Annotated in this window: 17 protein-coding genes; all 17 read left to right on the top strand. The window is 45.2% G+C overall.

The window, feature by feature from the left end; translation table 11 throughout:
* The first annotated feature begins 48 nt into the window (after positions 1-48).
* The 17 genes from C7Y69_RS09675 to C7Y69_RS09595 all read left to right on the top strand — a co-directional run bounded on the left by C7Y69_RS09675 (position 49) and on the right by C7Y69_RS09595 (position 15142).
* Positions 49-1014, top strand: a complete 966-nt coding sequence (locus tag C7Y69_RS09675; protein ID WP_126872567.1) for an MSHA biogenesis protein MshI — start codon at positions 49-51, stop codon at positions 1012-1014.
* Entirely contained in the window at positions 1011-1640 is a 630-nt protein-coding gene (locus C7Y69_RS09670) for a hypothetical protein (RefSeq protein ID WP_126872566.1), read from the top strand. Before C7Y69_RS09675 ends, C7Y69_RS09670 begins: the two co-directional genes overlap by 4 nt.
* Positions 1637-2281: a type II secretion system protein GspM gene (gene gspM, locus C7Y69_RS09665; RefSeq protein ID WP_126872565.1), complete on the top strand. Its 645-nt coding sequence runs from the start codon at positions 1637-1639 to the stop codon at positions 2279-2281. The genes C7Y69_RS09670 and gspM overlap by 4 nt, the downstream gene beginning before the upstream one ends.
* Positions 2274-2615 (top strand): hypothetical protein, encoded by a 342-nt coding sequence (locus C7Y69_RS09660; protein WP_013785868.1) that lies wholly within the window; start codon positions 2274-2276, stop codon positions 2613-2615. The genes gspM and C7Y69_RS09660 overlap by 8 nt, the downstream gene beginning before the upstream one ends.
* Position 2616: 1 nt before the next feature.
* Positions 2617-4290, top strand: a complete 1674-nt coding sequence (gene mshL / locus C7Y69_RS09655) for a pilus (MSHA type) biogenesis protein MshL (protein ID WP_126872564.1) — start codon at positions 2617-2619, stop codon at positions 4288-4290.
* 2 nt (positions 4291-4292) lie between these two features.
* On the top strand, positions 4293-5207 hold the full coding sequence (locus tag C7Y69_RS09650; RefSeq protein WP_126872563.1) for an ExeA family protein: 915 nt from the start codon (positions 4293-4295) through the stop codon (positions 5205-5207).
* Entirely contained in the window at positions 5204-6466 is a 1263-nt protein-coding gene (locus tag C7Y69_RS09645; protein WP_126872562.1) for a tetratricopeptide repeat protein, read from the top strand. Before C7Y69_RS09650 ends, C7Y69_RS09645 begins: the two co-directional genes overlap by 4 nt.
* Positions 6463-8199 (top strand): GspE/PulE family protein, encoded by a 1737-nt coding sequence (locus C7Y69_RS09640; protein ID WP_126872561.1) that lies wholly within the window; start codon positions 6463-6465, stop codon positions 8197-8199. Before C7Y69_RS09645 ends, C7Y69_RS09640 begins: the two co-directional genes overlap by 4 nt.
* Positions 8200-8210: 11 nt before the next feature.
* Positions 8211-9437, top strand: coding sequence for a type II secretion system F family protein (locus tag C7Y69_RS09635; protein ID WP_126872560.1), 1227 nt, complete (start codon positions 8211-8213; stop codon positions 9435-9437).
* Positions 9438-9520: 83 nt separating this feature from the next.
* Positions 9521-10039, top strand: coding sequence for a hypothetical protein (locus C7Y69_RS09630; RefSeq protein ID WP_013785862.1), 519 nt, complete (start codon positions 9521-9523; stop codon positions 10037-10039).
* A 44-nt stretch (positions 10040-10083) separates the two neighbouring features.
* Complete coding sequence (locus C7Y69_RS09625; protein WP_013785861.1) at positions 10084-10707, top strand: prepilin-type N-terminal cleavage/methylation domain-containing protein; 624 nt, start codon at positions 10084-10086, stop codon at positions 10705-10707.
* A 109-nt stretch (positions 10708-10816) separates the two neighbouring features.
* On the top strand, positions 10817-11320 hold the full coding sequence (locus C7Y69_RS22025) for a type II secretion system protein (RefSeq protein WP_013785860.1): 504 nt from the start codon (positions 10817-10819) through the stop codon (positions 11318-11320).
* Between the two features lie 14 nt (positions 11321-11334).
* The gene (locus C7Y69_RS09615) at positions 11335-11892 is read left to right on the top strand and encodes a prepilin-type N-terminal cleavage/methylation domain-containing protein (RefSeq protein WP_013785859.1); all 558 of its coding nucleotides are present in this window, start codon (positions 11335-11337) and stop codon (positions 11890-11892) included.
* Positions 11882-12424, top strand: coding sequence for a prepilin-type N-terminal cleavage/methylation domain-containing protein (locus C7Y69_RS09610; RefSeq protein ID WP_126872559.1), 543 nt, complete (start codon positions 11882-11884; stop codon positions 12422-12424). Before C7Y69_RS09615 ends, C7Y69_RS09610 begins: the two co-directional genes overlap by 11 nt.
* Positions 12424-13287, top strand: coding sequence for a prepilin-type N-terminal cleavage/methylation domain-containing protein (locus C7Y69_RS09605; protein ID WP_126872558.1), 864 nt, complete (start codon positions 12424-12426; stop codon positions 13285-13287). Before C7Y69_RS09610 ends, C7Y69_RS09605 begins: the two co-directional genes overlap by 1 nt.
* Positions 13277-13828 (top strand): hypothetical protein, encoded by a 552-nt coding sequence (locus C7Y69_RS09600; protein WP_126872557.1) that lies wholly within the window; start codon positions 13277-13279, stop codon positions 13826-13828. Before C7Y69_RS09605 ends, C7Y69_RS09600 begins: the two co-directional genes overlap by 11 nt.
* Before the next feature lie 270 nt (positions 13829-14098).
* Positions 14099-15142 (top strand): rod shape-determining protein, encoded by a 1044-nt coding sequence (locus C7Y69_RS09595; RefSeq protein WP_013785855.1) that lies wholly within the window; start codon positions 14099-14101, stop codon positions 15140-15142.
* Positions 15143-15159 lie beyond the last annotated feature (17 nt).

Genomic DNA, 15159 nt, shown 5'->3' with positions numbered 1-15159 from the left:
TATTACTTTGTTGTAATAACACAATTATTCATGGCCAAAGATTTTACAATGCACATTGGATGGCGCCAATACCTAAAGCAGAAATTTAGACGTGTTTCCAAGCACCATGTGCTCGGCGTTTCTGTAGACGCTGAGTCTGTATCCTTCTGCATCGTAAAACGTGAGCAAGATTCAATAGTTTTAGTTGACGAAGAAACGGTAACGCCAGAAAAATGGGGTGAAAAGCTTCATACTTGGCTAAAGGAAAAAAACCTTCTTGGTATCTCAACGTGCGTGTGTATGTCTCACAGTTGGTACAATGCGTTACAGCTAGACCGGCCAAATGTTGAGGACAACGAAGTTCACGGCGCACTGCAATGGTCTGTTGCCGAAATATTGGGTAGCGACAAAGCCTATGTATTTGATTATGTCGATTTGCCCGTGCCTCTTGCAGGCACTAACAAGGTAAACGTATTCGCGTTACCTCGCTCTGTCATTGCTGATGTTGTCAGCCATATCCAATTTGCCGATGTCACTTTAAAAGAAATCACGACTGCTGAATTAGCGCTATGCGAGCTCATGCCGTCAATGGAAAGCGCCACCGTACTGTTAACACAAGAAGCCGGTGAAGAAGTGGTTTTAAATGTGGTTAAAGATGGAAACCTTTATTCTTCTCGGCGGTTAAAAGGTTTTGAAAATATTGGCTCGTTTTCCCAAGAAGAATTGGAAATGGGACTGCTTGATAATTTGGGTGTGCAAATTCAACGTTCTATGGACCACTTTGAAAGTCAGTTGCGCCAACCGCCCATCCGTTCGGTTTTATTTCGGTTAGACTCCCCGCATTCTACTACGGTTAAGATGCAGCTCAGCCAGTTAATTCCGGCACAAATCGACCAGTTAATTTCGCCTATTCAAGTTAGCGAAGACATTGATGTTTATCGGCTGAACTTGGTGAGCTTAAGTGCTGCGTTTTGTGCATTGGTTCCACAACCTATAGCACCTCCTACTATGAGTACTACAGGAGAGCTAAAATGAGACAGCGGATTAACCTCTATTGGCCAGAGTTTAAACCGGAGTTTCGCTGGTTGAACGTAGGCACAATGCTCGTAGTGTGGTTACTTACATTGCTGATAGTCGTGCTAGTTACCATGAGGTTGAGCGTGACGGTTCAAAAACAAAGTGCAGTGTTAAACCAAGCGCAAGAGCGAACTATCCAGCTTGATGAAGAGTTAGCCATGGCGAAATCTCAATTAGCTGAACGAAAGCCATCACAAGTTTTATCTGAAGAACACGAAACGTTAAACCTTTCGGTCAGCCAAAAAACATTACTTATAGAAGAATTGAGTGGGCAAGAAACTCGAGAGCAGGCGCCATTTTACCAAGCCTTAAATGGTTTTGCCGATGTTGCAGACGGTTCTCTATGGTTAACGCGATTTGTAGTGCGCAGTGAGCGATTGTCATTATATGGCAAAGTAAACGACCCAGGTGCGCTGCCAGCGTGGTTAAAACGACTAGGAAACGCTACCTACTTTGAAGAAAAAGAATTTGAAGTCATTAAATTAAGCCGTGATATCAACAAGGATGGCAATCCAAATGGCGTGTTGTCGTTTGAGTTACTCAGTGAGCCAGCTGATGAAGACGTTGAGGTGGCACCAGAATGAGCAAAGATAGCTTGAACAGTAAACTGGCCGCCATGAGCCCTCGAGAACTCATCATGCTCTTCGTCGCGGGCTTAGTGGTGATAGTACTTGTTGGTTTCACGTTTTTCATCGAACCACTTTGGAAAAAGTCGCAATCGATGGAAAGAAGGCTTGCGTCTGAAGCCACGCAAACCTCTTCGTTAAGCCAGCAATTGCAAATTTATCTCGAAGCGCTAGAAGAGGATCCCGACAAGGCCTTGATATCAAGCATTGCAGAATTAGAAGAAAAAGATGCGATATTGGAACGGCGATTTAGAGATGAACTTAAGACCCTAGTCACCCCTGATGAAATGCCAGCGTTGGTTAGTCGTATGTTTGATGATGCACAACAAGTGCGCTTGGAATCTATGGCAACTATTGCGCCTGTTAATATATTTGCAGGGCGTGAAGACTTATCGGCGCTTACGCTTTATCGACACGGCCTAACCCTAACGTTCAGCGGTAGCTATTTTGATATCAGAGACTTTCTTCAACGTGCTCAAAAAGAAAATATAAAGCTTTATTGGGAAGCGATGGATTACCAAGTCAGCGATTACCCTAACGGAAAAGTGACAATAGAGTTTTATACCGTTAGCACGCAAAGGACATTTATCCGTGTTTAAACTAATACTAACAATAGTGCTCACTTTTAGCTCATTTTTGTTGTTTGCACAGCAAGACCCAACTCGTCCTGGGAATACCAAAATGACAGGCATTGGTGCTACGCAGCAAGGGGAGTTTTCCTTAAGCGCCATCATGTATTCTGCGCAAAGTAAGCATGCCATTATTAATAATAAAGTGGTCAGGGAAGGGGATGATATCGCCGACGGCAAAGTAGAAAGCATCACTAAGAATACCGTAGTAATTTTGAAAAACCGTTATGCCAAGCCTGTACGAACTGTATTGTCTCTAGCGCCAATAACAACAATTAAAAAAAATGTATCAGAGGATCTGTAAAATGGGCAAGTTACCCCGTCTGTTTGGAGTATTAAGCATATCTTTAGCGATGGCCGGTTGTCAGAGTACATCAGAGCCTCAGCAGCAGCTTGTGTCAAAAGTTGAACAAGACTTACAAGAACAAATTGATGCAGAAAAAGCGCGTAAATCTTCACAACTAAATACCCCAGTGCCCATTCCCTCTGCGGTATCAGCTGCATTGGCAGCACCCGAAAGTGTGTCTTCAACTAACAGCTTGTTCGGCCCACAACGTTTCGACGTTAACGCGCAAAGTGTGCCTATCAGCGCCTTTTTCGCAGGCTTGGTTGAAGGTACGCCTTACAGTGTTGCTATTCATCCGCAAGTAACTGGGTCGGTATCGCTGCAACTCAAGCAAGTTACAATAGATGAAGTTATGTCACTACTCAGTGACTTATATGGCTATGACATTGCGCGCTCAGGAACGGTGTTTAAAGTGCGCGCTGCAGGTATGCGTACTGAAACCTTTGCCGTGAATTACCTCTACATGCAGCGAAACGGGGCAACTCAAACCAGTATTACCTCCGGCGGTGTAACGCAAAATAATAATCAAAATAACAACAATGGTTCTTCTTCGGGCTCGTACAGTGGCAACTTCAGCAGTTCCGAAAGCTACGGAAGTCAAAACAACAGCAATACTAACGGCACAACGATAAACACTCGCACTGAAACCGACTTTTGGGCCGACTTGAAGGTTAGTCTTGAAGCTATGGTAGGTAAGGAAAACGGCCGTGCTGTATTTGTTACTCCGCAAGCAAGCTTAGTTACTGTGCGGGCTATGCCTGATGAATTGTCTGATATACGCCGCTTTTTGAAGACCTCAGAAGCGAACTTAACTAAGCAAGTTATTTTGGAAGCCCGTATTTTAGAAGTTGAACTGAATGACGGTTATCAGCAGGGTATTAATTGGAATGAAATATTGGCCAACACCGGCAATACAGACTTTTCGCTTTCAACCACTGCTGGCACGTTAGGCAATGACATCAGCGCTACTTTGGGTGGCGTGACAAGCCTCGCTTTTTTGAACAAAGACTTCTCAGGCGTGCTGTCATTACTGTCTACTCAAGGGAATGTACAAGTACTTTCGAGCCCCCGGGTGACCGCTATTAATAATCAAAAAGCGGTTATAAAAGTAGGTGACGATGAATATTTTGTCACTGATGTGTCAAGCGACAGCACGGTAACCAGCACTACAACGTCTATATCACCGGATATTGAACTTACCCCCTTTTTCTCGGGCATTGCGCTAGATGTAACACCGCAAATTGATGACAAAGGCACGGTACTTTTGCATGTTCACCCATCGGTGATTGAAACTGCTGAGCAGCAAAAAGTTGTGACTATGGATGATGAGCAAATTGTATTGCCATTGGCACAAAGCACCATTCGAGAGTCAGACACTATAATTCGTGCTGGCTCTGGCGAAATTGTGGTGATAGGTGGCTTAATGCAAACCAGTCAAACCGATGTGGTATCAAAAACGCCATTACTGGGTGACATTCCCTTGTTTGGTGAATTGTTCAAAAATCGCCAAGTTAGCGAAACAAAAAAAGAACTTATTATTTTACTCAAACCCACTGTTGTAGGACACGACACGTTCGAACAGCAACTTGAAACCAGTCGCCAAAATATGGTTGATTGGTTGTATGTGGATTAAGTATGTATTTGTATCATTTTGGCATTAGAGAGCTACCTTTTACTTTAACGCCAAACACCAGTTTTTTTTATGGCCTACCCAGTCATATTGAAGCCAGTGAGGTGTTACTCACTGCGCTTAAATCTGGTGAGGGCTTTATCAAAGTGACTGGTGAAGTCGGTACAGGAAAAACCCTTATTTGCCGGAAATTTCTTAATGAATTGCCCGCGCATTTTCAATCAGCCTATATTCCTAACCCTCTTTTAAGCCCAGACGAGTTGCGCCGTGCAGTGGCAAGTGAGTTAGGAGTAGATATAGGGCAAACCTGCGATCAGCAGCGTTTCACCCAATGTATTCAAGAGCGACTTATCGATATTAATGCCCAGCATCGCAGTGCTGTTTTGGTGATTGATGAAGCGCAAGCGTTACCGGTAGAAAGTATTGAAGCACTTCGGTTAATGACTAACTTAGAGACAGAAAGCCGTAAATTATTGCAGGTGGTGTTATTTGGGCAACCAGAGCTCAATCAAAAGCTTTCAATGCCGGAGCTGCGGCAGTTAAAGCAGCGCATTACATTCAGTTATTCGTTATCGCACATGGATACCGACCAAATTTACCATTATGTAAAACATCGTTTAGTGGTAGCAGGGCACACAGGAGAAGAGGTATTCGACTTAGCGTGTTGCCGATTAATGTTTATGGCTACGAAGGGGACGCCAAGGCTGGTCAACGTACTGTGTCATAAGGCCATGATGCTGGCGTATGGCGAAGGCAAGTACAACGTGGATGTATCGCATATTAAGTTGGCTATTGCTGACACCGAAGCCACTACATTGCCTTGGTACGCTTCTTTTGCCCTGTGGCCTTCTTTGGTAGCGGCCGGTGTGGTGGTTTCGGTTACCCTTGCCAGTGTACTCGAGTTTGGAGGCATGGCATGAGTGTTGTGAATAAAATGCTGAAAGATCTAGAAGCTCGCGAAGGCGTTGAACAACCGCAAGCTCGATACGAGCCCCCACAAAAAAAGTCAGTAAGTGCGCTTACTATCGTTGTGCTTTTGTTAGTTATCGTCACCATCGCGTTAGCTGTGTGGGTGCTGCTTAACCCCGCGCCATCGGTTTCATCTGCGGTGTTGCCCTCTGAATCAATGCCGATAACAGATACAAACGAAGTTTCATTAACCGAACCAAGCCCCGCTATATTGCCGGCTTCCCTGACAGCAAGTGCTCAACCAAGTACTGAATCTGCCGAAAAAGAAAGTGCTGAAAAAGAAACTGCTGAAAAAGGAAGTGCGGGACAAGGAAGTGTTGAAGCTAGCATCTCGCAAAACGACGACACGAATACGCCGCAGAATTTATCAAAACCGATGCAGACGTCTGCCCAAGTAGCACAGGATACCTCTTCAGAAAAGGCGAAAGCCACCGAAGGTGAATACATAAAAAGCCCAAGCTCGCGTGCTGCTTCTGATGCAAGCATTAACCCTACTTCCAACCCAGACAACAGCCCTACTGGCATCTTTGTAGCGAAGACTGTATCAAAGTCGGTAGACAGCGTAAAAACAGCCGAGTCTGCACCAGTGGCACGTTTCTCAAAGCAGATTGATAACAATAAAAACGCCCCTGCGATAGACGAGCAGGTGCGCTTGGCTCTTGATAATAACGACTACAACACAGCCATCAGGTTAATGCAGCAGAAAGCGCAAAGCCATCCAACCGATATTAGTGTTAAGAAGAAGCTAGCGTCCTTGCTGTTTGCCAGCGGCCAGGTAGAACAAGCCCAGGCCTTATTACAAGGTATGCTTGTGAATTCACCGGATGATCACAGTGTTCGCCTTATGTTGTCGCGGTTGTATGTGAAACAAGGGCTAACAACGTTAGCAATAGAAAACGCGAACGGGGCTGTTTCTTCACCCCGCAACCCACTGTCTGTAGAGTTACTTAGTTTTAGAGCGAATTTACTGCAGCAATATGGCGAGTTCGACAAGTCACTTAATGATTATTTAGTGCTAACTAAGCGGCGACCTCTCGAGCCCAAATGGTGGTTAGGTGCTGCGATAAGTGCTGACAATTTGCATCAATCTGCACTGGCGTTTCACGCGTTCTCCCAAGTAGTAAAGATTGATACGCAGCAGACCCTATCACCAAATGTACATCATTATGCGCAAGAGCGCATGGCTAGGCTTCGGGAAGTAGTAAAATGAATAAACCTAGAGTTCGCCTTGGCGACCTTCTTGTTCAGCATAATTTGATTAGTGCTGATGAGCTAATGACGGCATTGTCTGAGCAAAAAAGTACAGGCCGTAAGTTAGGTGCTACGCTAATTTCGATGGGGTTGGTGACTGAACACCAAATGCTTGAATTGTTATCTCGGCATTTAAATGTTCCGCTTATCGATATTGATCAATACCGCGTAAATCAACAAGCTGTGCTGCTTTTACCTGAAATTCAAGCTAGGCGATATCGCGCACTCGTTATTGATGATAAGGGGGACAGCCTGCTAGTTGCCATGTCAGATCCCGCCGATTTAACCGCGGTAGATCATCTTTCAGAAACGTTAAACAGACAAATTGAACTTGCCGTAGTTAGCGAGCAACAGCTGTTCACCGCTTACGATACTTTTTATCGAAAAACCCAAGAAATTGCGAGTTTTGCCCAAGAACTAGCAGAAGAATACGATACTGAAGATAACTTTAATATAGAACTTGGTGGTGCGGGCGATCAAGACACAACAGTCGCCCGGTTGCTGCAATCTATTTTTGAAGATGCGGTGATAGCAAAAGCGTCTGATATTCATATAGAACCTGATGAAAATCAGTTGAGAATACGACAACGGGTAGATGGGGTTTTACAAGAAACTGTGATACCCGAGAAAAGTATAGCGGCCGCGTTAGTGTTGCGTTTAAAGCTAATGGCGGGGTTAGATATTTCCGAAAAGCGGCTACCGCAAGATGGCCGTACTCAAATTAAAGTTAAAGGGCACAAAATAGACGTGCGTTTGTCTACCATGCCAGTGCAAGGTGGCGAGTCTGTGGTCATGCGTTTGCTTGATCAGTCCGCAGGAATACTGACCCTTGAACAAACCGGCATGCCTTCAGCACAGTTAACCCGCTTTAGAAATTTGTTACGACGCCCTCATGGGATGATTTTGGTTACCGGGCCTACAGGTTCGGGTAAAACGACCACTTTGTATGGTGCATTAAGCGAATTAAATACGGCAAAGTCGAAAATTATTACCGTAGAAGATCCGGTGGAATACCGCTTACCCCGCATTAATCAGGTTCAAGTGAATCCTAAAATAAACCTGACTTTTTCAAATGTACTTAGAACCACACTACGACAAGACCCCGACATTATTATGGTGGGGGAAATGCGTGATCAAGAAACGGTAGAAATTGGGCTTCGTGGTGCATTAACCGGTCACTTAGTACTATCGACACTGCATACCAACGACGCTATATCTAGCGTAGTGCGCTTACTCGATATGGGCGCGCCAGGTTACTTGGTGGCAAGTTCTCTTCGAGGCATTATTGCTCAGCGCTTGGTACGCCGAATTTGTGATAATTGCACCACCTCTTATACGCCAACGGATGATGAAAAGGTGTGGTTGAACGGTATTGATGAAAATGCCGCAGACGTTGCCTTTAAACAAGGGCGTGGCTGTCAGAAATGTAATCAAACAGGATACAGAGGGCGAATTGGGGTTTTTGAGTTACTCGAAATGACTGAAAACATGATGAATTATTTAAAATCCAGTGATATTCAAGGCTTTAGTGATGCCGCGACTAAAAGCGCAGGCTATCGCTCTTTGCCTCAATCTGCTCTGACTTACGCAAAAATGGGCGTAACCAGTGTAGAAGAGGTGTTAAAACTGGTTGAGATGGTAGCCCAAGATGCTCCCACCTCTGAAATCACTGACGACACAACAGTGCAATAAGGCAATGATAGATGGCACGGTTTAGCTACAAAGGGCGCGAAAGAAATGGCGCCCTGACAGAAGGCGAGTTAGACGCGAACGATGCAGGAAGTGCAGCGGCAATGTTGCGCGCTCGCAGTGTAACGCCAATTGCTATTGCCCCCATGAGTGATAAAAAAGAAAGTGTCGTGTCTGGTTGGCAAGGCTGGTTTGTCCCCGAAGTCACTTTGGACGATTTAGTTATTTTTTGTCGCCAAATGTTCTCGCTAACCAAAGCGGGTATTCCCTTACTAAAAGCGGTGTCCGGCTTAGCTGAATCCTGTAATTCTATTCGCCTTAAACTTGCCCTTGAAGACGCTATCGTAAGTTTAGAACGAGGCCGCACCTTGTCTTCCGGATTAAACCAGCACCCTAAAATTTTTAATCAATTATTTGTAAGTATTATTCATGTGGGCGAAAACACCGGTCAATTAGAAGATGCCTTCGCTCAACTGGCGGTGTATTTAGAGCGCGAACAAGAAACTCGCAAACAAATTAAAGCCGCCACGCGCTACCCCATTTTTGTGCTTATCGCCTTAGCGGGCGCGTTTGTAGTGCTCAATATCTTTGTTATCCCCAAATTCGCCGACATGTTTTCTAAGTTCAATGCCGAATTGCCTTTAATGACCCGAGCGCTCATAGGCACATCAGATTTCTTGCTGAACTATTGGTACCTGCTAATTGCTGGCGGGATATTCATTGCCTACATGATTAGGCGTTCATTAAATACGAAAGTCGGGCGTTTAAATTGGGATAGACGTAAGCTTTCATTACCTATAGTGGGCAGTATTTTTAATCGTTCTTTACTAAGCCGCTATTGTCGAAGTTTTTCAATGATGTTGCGCGCGGGCGTTCCCTTAACCAGTGCACTAAACTTAACCTCAGAAGCGGTGGGAAATGTGTACATGGGGCAAAAGATTATTGCGATGCGCGAGCGAATTGAAAAAGGTGAGGGGCTAGCACGAGTCAGCGCAGCAAGCGGACTATTTACACCTTTGGTGATGCAGATGATTCGTGTAGGTGAGGAAACCGGTCGCGTAGATGAATTACTGGTTGAGGCGTCGGAGTTCTATGAGCGTGAAGTTGACTACGATCTTAAAAATTTAACAGCAAAGATAGAGCCTTTTTTAATTGTCGTGGTGGCAGCCATGGTACTGGTGCTCGCGCTGGGTATTTTTACCCCCATGTGGGATATGATGAACGCAATAAAAGGCGTATAACTCCCTAGCTTAAAGATGTGTTATAACAGTATGTTAAGAGCAATTAATGACTGCGAAAAAGTAATAGCAGCAAGGGTAGTAACATGGTGACGAAAAGCGAAGCGGCAAAAAGTAAGAACAGATCCTTATTTATCAACATTATTGTGATCACGTTGTTTGCTTCACTAATGGCTGTTTTTATCGTGCGACTGAATACCAGCGAAGTTAATTTTGAAGCACAGATGCTTAGGCAGCTAGCGCTCAAGTTGGAAGAATCTGCAGTAACGGCTCATTGGAAGTGGCAGTCAGAAGGGCGGCCGGTTCGTATTCTGCTTACGCACTATGATAGGCAGGGTAATGAAGTTGGACGTACGCCCGTGCTAATGAGTCATGAGGGATGGCCAGAAGTGTCTCCTTCTGTGCAAGGGTGTAAAACCCTTTGGAACGCATTGCTAACCGTGCCTATGATGGTTAATGGTTTTAATGTGCGTGGTGAATATTTTCGTGGTGAGTTAGTCGACGATGAGGCCGTGAATGCACGCTGCCGATTTTCCTTAAGTGCGGGGGATTACTTTGACTACTTTGTATTTCGTGGTGATGTGGTTCCAGAAAACGAACAATAACAAACAAACTGAATTTTAATAATGAGAAAACTGGGGTGGTCCAAATGAAAAAGCAACGACATCAAATAGCGGGAAAACAACTGGGTTTTACGCTAATAGAGCTTGTGATTGTAGTCGTATTACTTGGGCTACTAGCGGCAGTGGCCATTCCACGCTTTCTTGATATTACTGAACAAGCTGAAGATGCCACGGTTGAGGGTGTTGCCGGTGGTTTCGCCACAGGGGTTGGGCTTGTGCGCGCACAATGGGAAATAGAAGGTCGGCCAGAAGAGAATGCGTCTACCAATCAGACCTTTGTGACACTTGATGGCATTAATGTCGCGGTTGATCAGGATACCGGCTATCCCACAGGCCTGCTAAACGGTGACGGTAACAGTCAAGACACAGCGATTACCGCATTAGACTGCGAAAGTATCTTTAGCCTGATAATGCAAAGTGCCCCCTCCATTACATCGAGTTTTTCAGAATCACCATTTGACGGTTACCGATACTTTGCTACAAATAGTAGTGGTGGCGGCGCAAGTGGTAATGACCTTTGCTATTATTACCTTAGCCAATCTATAAAAAATCTGAACAGTAGCCCTACCAATGATGCGCAAGGCGATGGGTTTCTATACGACCCACGGATAGGCCAAGTTATCGTTTTTAGTAATGATTCGAACTCATAACTATGTATTGAGTTTTATACGTAAGCTGGTGATTTTTAAACTAAAGTTTTATATTCAATTACGCCATTTTTGCAATAATAAACGTAATTGAAACAAAAGGACATTTTTTATGCAGCAACGCGGTTTTACCCTTATTGAGCTAGTCATAGTTATCGTAATTCTTGGTATTTTAGCGGTTACCGCTGCGCCTCGGTTTGTAGGTTTCCAAACTGATGCTCGCATTGCCACATTAGAAGGAGTGGAAGGCGCACTGATTAGTGCTTCGGAAGCTATTCATGCAAAAGCAATTATTGCTGGCGCGACTGCATCGTCAAATACGACCATCAACGTAAATGGCACTGATATCAATGTTCGTTATGGTTACCCGTACAGCACATACTTCGATGACAATAACAATACCACCACTGTGCAGCTAGATTCATACATGAACCTAGATATTCGTGCAGTAAACACTACCGCAGACCAAGGTACTACAGATTGGTATGTGAGTGCTAACGGTACTTGGGCTCGCATTTACCCCGACGGTTTTGAAGGTGCTAACTGCTATGTTGAGTACAGAAATGCGGCAGCGGGTGGTTCTCCTACTATCACATTGACTTCGACTGCTTGTTAAATATTACCTAGCACATGGCCAGGCATTTCGTTCCTGGCCAGCGTCAGGCCCGAGGCGCTGGCTTTACGCTCCTTGAGCTTATTATTGTCATCGTCGTTATTGGTATTATAGGCGTGGTCGCTTCTGCGCGAATACAAGATGATACCGGCTACACTGAATACTCCCTTCAAATACGTCTTCTCTCTACCTTACGAAATATTCAAGGCAAAGCCATGCAAGATAACCGCGCAGGCTATTGTTATCGCACTATTGTGAGTTCGTCTGGTGACGGTGCTTACGGCCCTACTGTTGTTAACTACGGGAGTGCAAATCAATCAGCCAGCTGTGGCGCAAGTATTGCCGCCAATGCGCCCACATTTTTAGCGGCGCGGGGTGATGAAATTGGTGCTAAAGGGGTATCTATCACCTTTTCAGAAGGTGTTGCTTCGCCTTCCTATATTGACTTCGATTACCTTGGTCGGCCAATAACCGCCACCGGCAGTTGTGCATCAGATATTTGCAGAGTGACCTTTGCGGGAACAGCAACAGTAGGTGTCTGTATTGAAGCTGAGGGGCTTATTTATGCGTGCTGAGCGAGGTTTTACACTACTTGAGATCGTGATTGGATTAGTGGTGACCAGTATTGTCATGCTTATTGTTACCGATTTACTTGGCGCGCAAGCGCAACAAAGCGTGGCGCCTGTAACGCAAGCCCGCGCTAATATTTTAGCCCAAGGATTACAACGAGAAATACTGAGTAAGGCATTTGACGAAAATAGCAGTGGGCATAACGCCGGTGAACGATGTAGCGACACTATTAACTGTACGACTAGCGCAAACTTGGGGCCTGATAGTGGAGAAAATCGTTCTACCTTTGATGATGTGGATGATTACCACGGCTACAGCGTTATTAGAAACAGTGCGGGTCAAACCATCACGCAAGGTGGGCAAAGTTTATATCAAGGTTACCAGCTCAACGTAGTAGTGTTTTATGATGATAACCTTGACGGTATTGATGATGCTGGCGTGGGTAGCTATACGGGCAACACCAAATTGGTTCGCGTGTCTGTACTTACCCCTAACGATAAAACCATAGTCTTTAGCGGTTATCGGTGGAATTACTGATGGCAAATAGCACACCAATGAACAAGGCTCGAGGCTTTACGTTAGTAGAGCTTGTCATCGTCCTGGTGGTTATGGGGGTGATAGCCACAGGGATCGCAAAAGTGGTTACCAGTAGCATGTCTGTATTTGTTGGTGTTAGTGAAAGAGAGCAGCTTGTTGCCCAAACGTCTTTTGCCATAAATCGTATGGCTCGTGAACTACAAAACGCCGTGCCTGCCAGTGTGAGAGTAAGGGGATCATCGTCTCAACACTGCCTACAATTCGTTCCCGCTGATGTGGTAACAGGTTACAGTGATATTTCCGTTCAGCCAGCCACTGAAAATACTATCGATATCTTATTTCCTGCGGATGCCCTTGATAATACTCAGCCCTTTACCGCTAGTGCATCTGTGATTGTTGCACCACCTAGTGTATTAGATGTCTATAACGCCGCTAATGATTACCGCCAACCTATAGTAAGTTGTACCGATGACGGCGATGGCGACTGTGCAACGAGAGACAGCACTGACGATACCCTCGAGATTACGGTAAGTGATGCCTTTGCAGAAGCCTCACTAGCTAACCGTGCTTATATTGCCTCAAAAGCGGTGAGTTTTTGCTTAAGAGGTTCGGTACTTCACCGGATTGAGTCTGGGTTTACCACATCGCAGCCTTTGGCTTTGGCAAGTAGCCCGAGGCTTGGGGTGGACTTCATTAATGTTTTATCTGCCTCACCTGCTAGCGGTACCTCAAACGATGACCCTTTTCAGGTTCGTAGTGTGAACGGTGGGGTTAATAATATGGTGATGTTGCGCCTACGAGCCCAAAAAGGCGATGAAGTATTAAGTCTGACGACTGAGGTGGCAATTGAAAATGAGCCGTGAACCTTTATCCCAACAATATCTAGTACATAAAGCACATAAAGCGCTTTCAAGAACTGATAGAAATAGAGTAGAGAAAACACATCCTAGTACGGCAACGTTAGGCGGTTCGTTCTTTACTGCCTCGCGAAAACATCAGCGAGGAAGTATGTTGGTCATGGCGTTGTTTATTATGATAGTGCTGGCTCTGTTAGGGTTAACACTGGCCTCGTCACTCTCTTCTACGGGCAACAAAGTCGCTGCGGATAACCTAGGTTTTCGCGCTCAGCTTGCAACACAAGCGGGCATGGAGCATATAAAGGCCACTGCAAACCCTGCAGGTGCCACCCCATTATCTTGTAATGGCACCATTAATAGCCCCGCTTCGTTTGGCCAAGTAAGAGGCCTTGAAGGGTGTGCTTACCAAGCCAGTTGTCAAACAAGCACTACGATTATTGCAGGCGTAAACTATTATTTCTATCGTTTTGCCTCTACCGCCCAATGCACCGCTAGTGAGTTAATTTCAGCGCATACACAGACCGATTCAATGATGATTGAACAATAAATATTGTATTAACGTGAAACTTCCGGTTCAAATGCTTGTCTACTCTTACTGGTTTAAAAATAGCCACTTAACAAGAAGTTGGTAGGAAGTGAGTAGAAGGCGCAGTGGGTTTCCACTTAATCGCCACCTAATTGTTTAAAAAATGGTTCTCTGCTTGCCCAAATATGCCCCCATTGTTAAAGTGTGCGGATAAACATCGACTTCACGTTAAAGCGCTGTCATCTCACCCTTGCTAACACGCGATAACACAGAAACAGGAATACACTTTTCATGTTTAAAAAGCTTCGAGGCATGTTCTCTAATGATCTGTCCATCGACCTCGGAACAGCTAACACGCTGATTTACGTTAAAGACCAAGGTATTGTACTCAACGAACCCTCTGTAGTGGCTATTCGCCAAGAGCGTGCTGCTGGACCTAAAAGCGTTGCCGCTGTAGGTGCAGAAGCCAAACGAATGCTAGGTAGAACGCCTGGTAACATTCGCGCTATCCGCCCTATGAAAGACGGCGTTATTGCCGACTTTTATGTAACAGAGAAAATGCTTCAGCACTTTATTAAACAAGTGCATGACAACAATTTCCTTCGCCCTAGCCCTCGTGTTTTAGTTTGCGTTCCATGTGGCTCTACCCAAGTAGAGCGCCGAGCCATTAAAGAGTCTGCGCTAGGTGCAGGTGCACGTGAAGTGTATTTGATTGATGAACCTATGGCCGCCGCTATTGGTGCAGGCTTACCTGTATCAGAAGCAACCGGCTCAATGGTGGTCGATATTGGTGGTGGTACAACCGAAGTGGCTATCATTTCACTAAACGGTGTTGTGTACTCGTCATCGGTACGTATCGGCGGTGATAAGTTCGACGAAGCTATCATTAACTATGTACGCCGTAACTTTGGTTCACTTATTGGTGAAGCAACGGCCGAGCGCATCAAGCATGAAATTGGTGCAGCTTACCCAGGTGAAGAAGTTCGTGAAATTGAAGTACGTGGTCGTAACCTTGCTGAAGGTGTACCTCGTGGCTTCACATTGAACTCCAATGAAATCTTAGAAGCCTTGCAAGAGCCGCTTACTGGTATTGTTTCTGCGGTTATGGTTGCCCTTGAGCAATCTCCACCAGAACTCGCGTCTGATATTTCAGAACGCGGCATGGTACTTACCGGCGGTGGCGCATTACTGAAAGATTTAGATCGTTTGCTAATGGAAGAAACGGGCATTCCAGTAGTTATTGCAGATGATCCGCTAACTTGTGTAGCGCGTGGCGGTGGTAAGGCATTCGATATGATTGACCTACACGGTGGCGACCTGTTTAGCTATGAGTAAACAGGAAAGGCAGCCTT

The organism is Alteromonas sp. KS69, assembly GCF_003989595.1.
GTDB lineage: Bacteria > Pseudomonadota > Gammaproteobacteria > Enterobacterales > Alteromonadaceae > Alteromonas > Alteromonas naphthalenivorans.
This window is presented reverse-complemented; position numbering and strand designations above follow the sequence as displayed.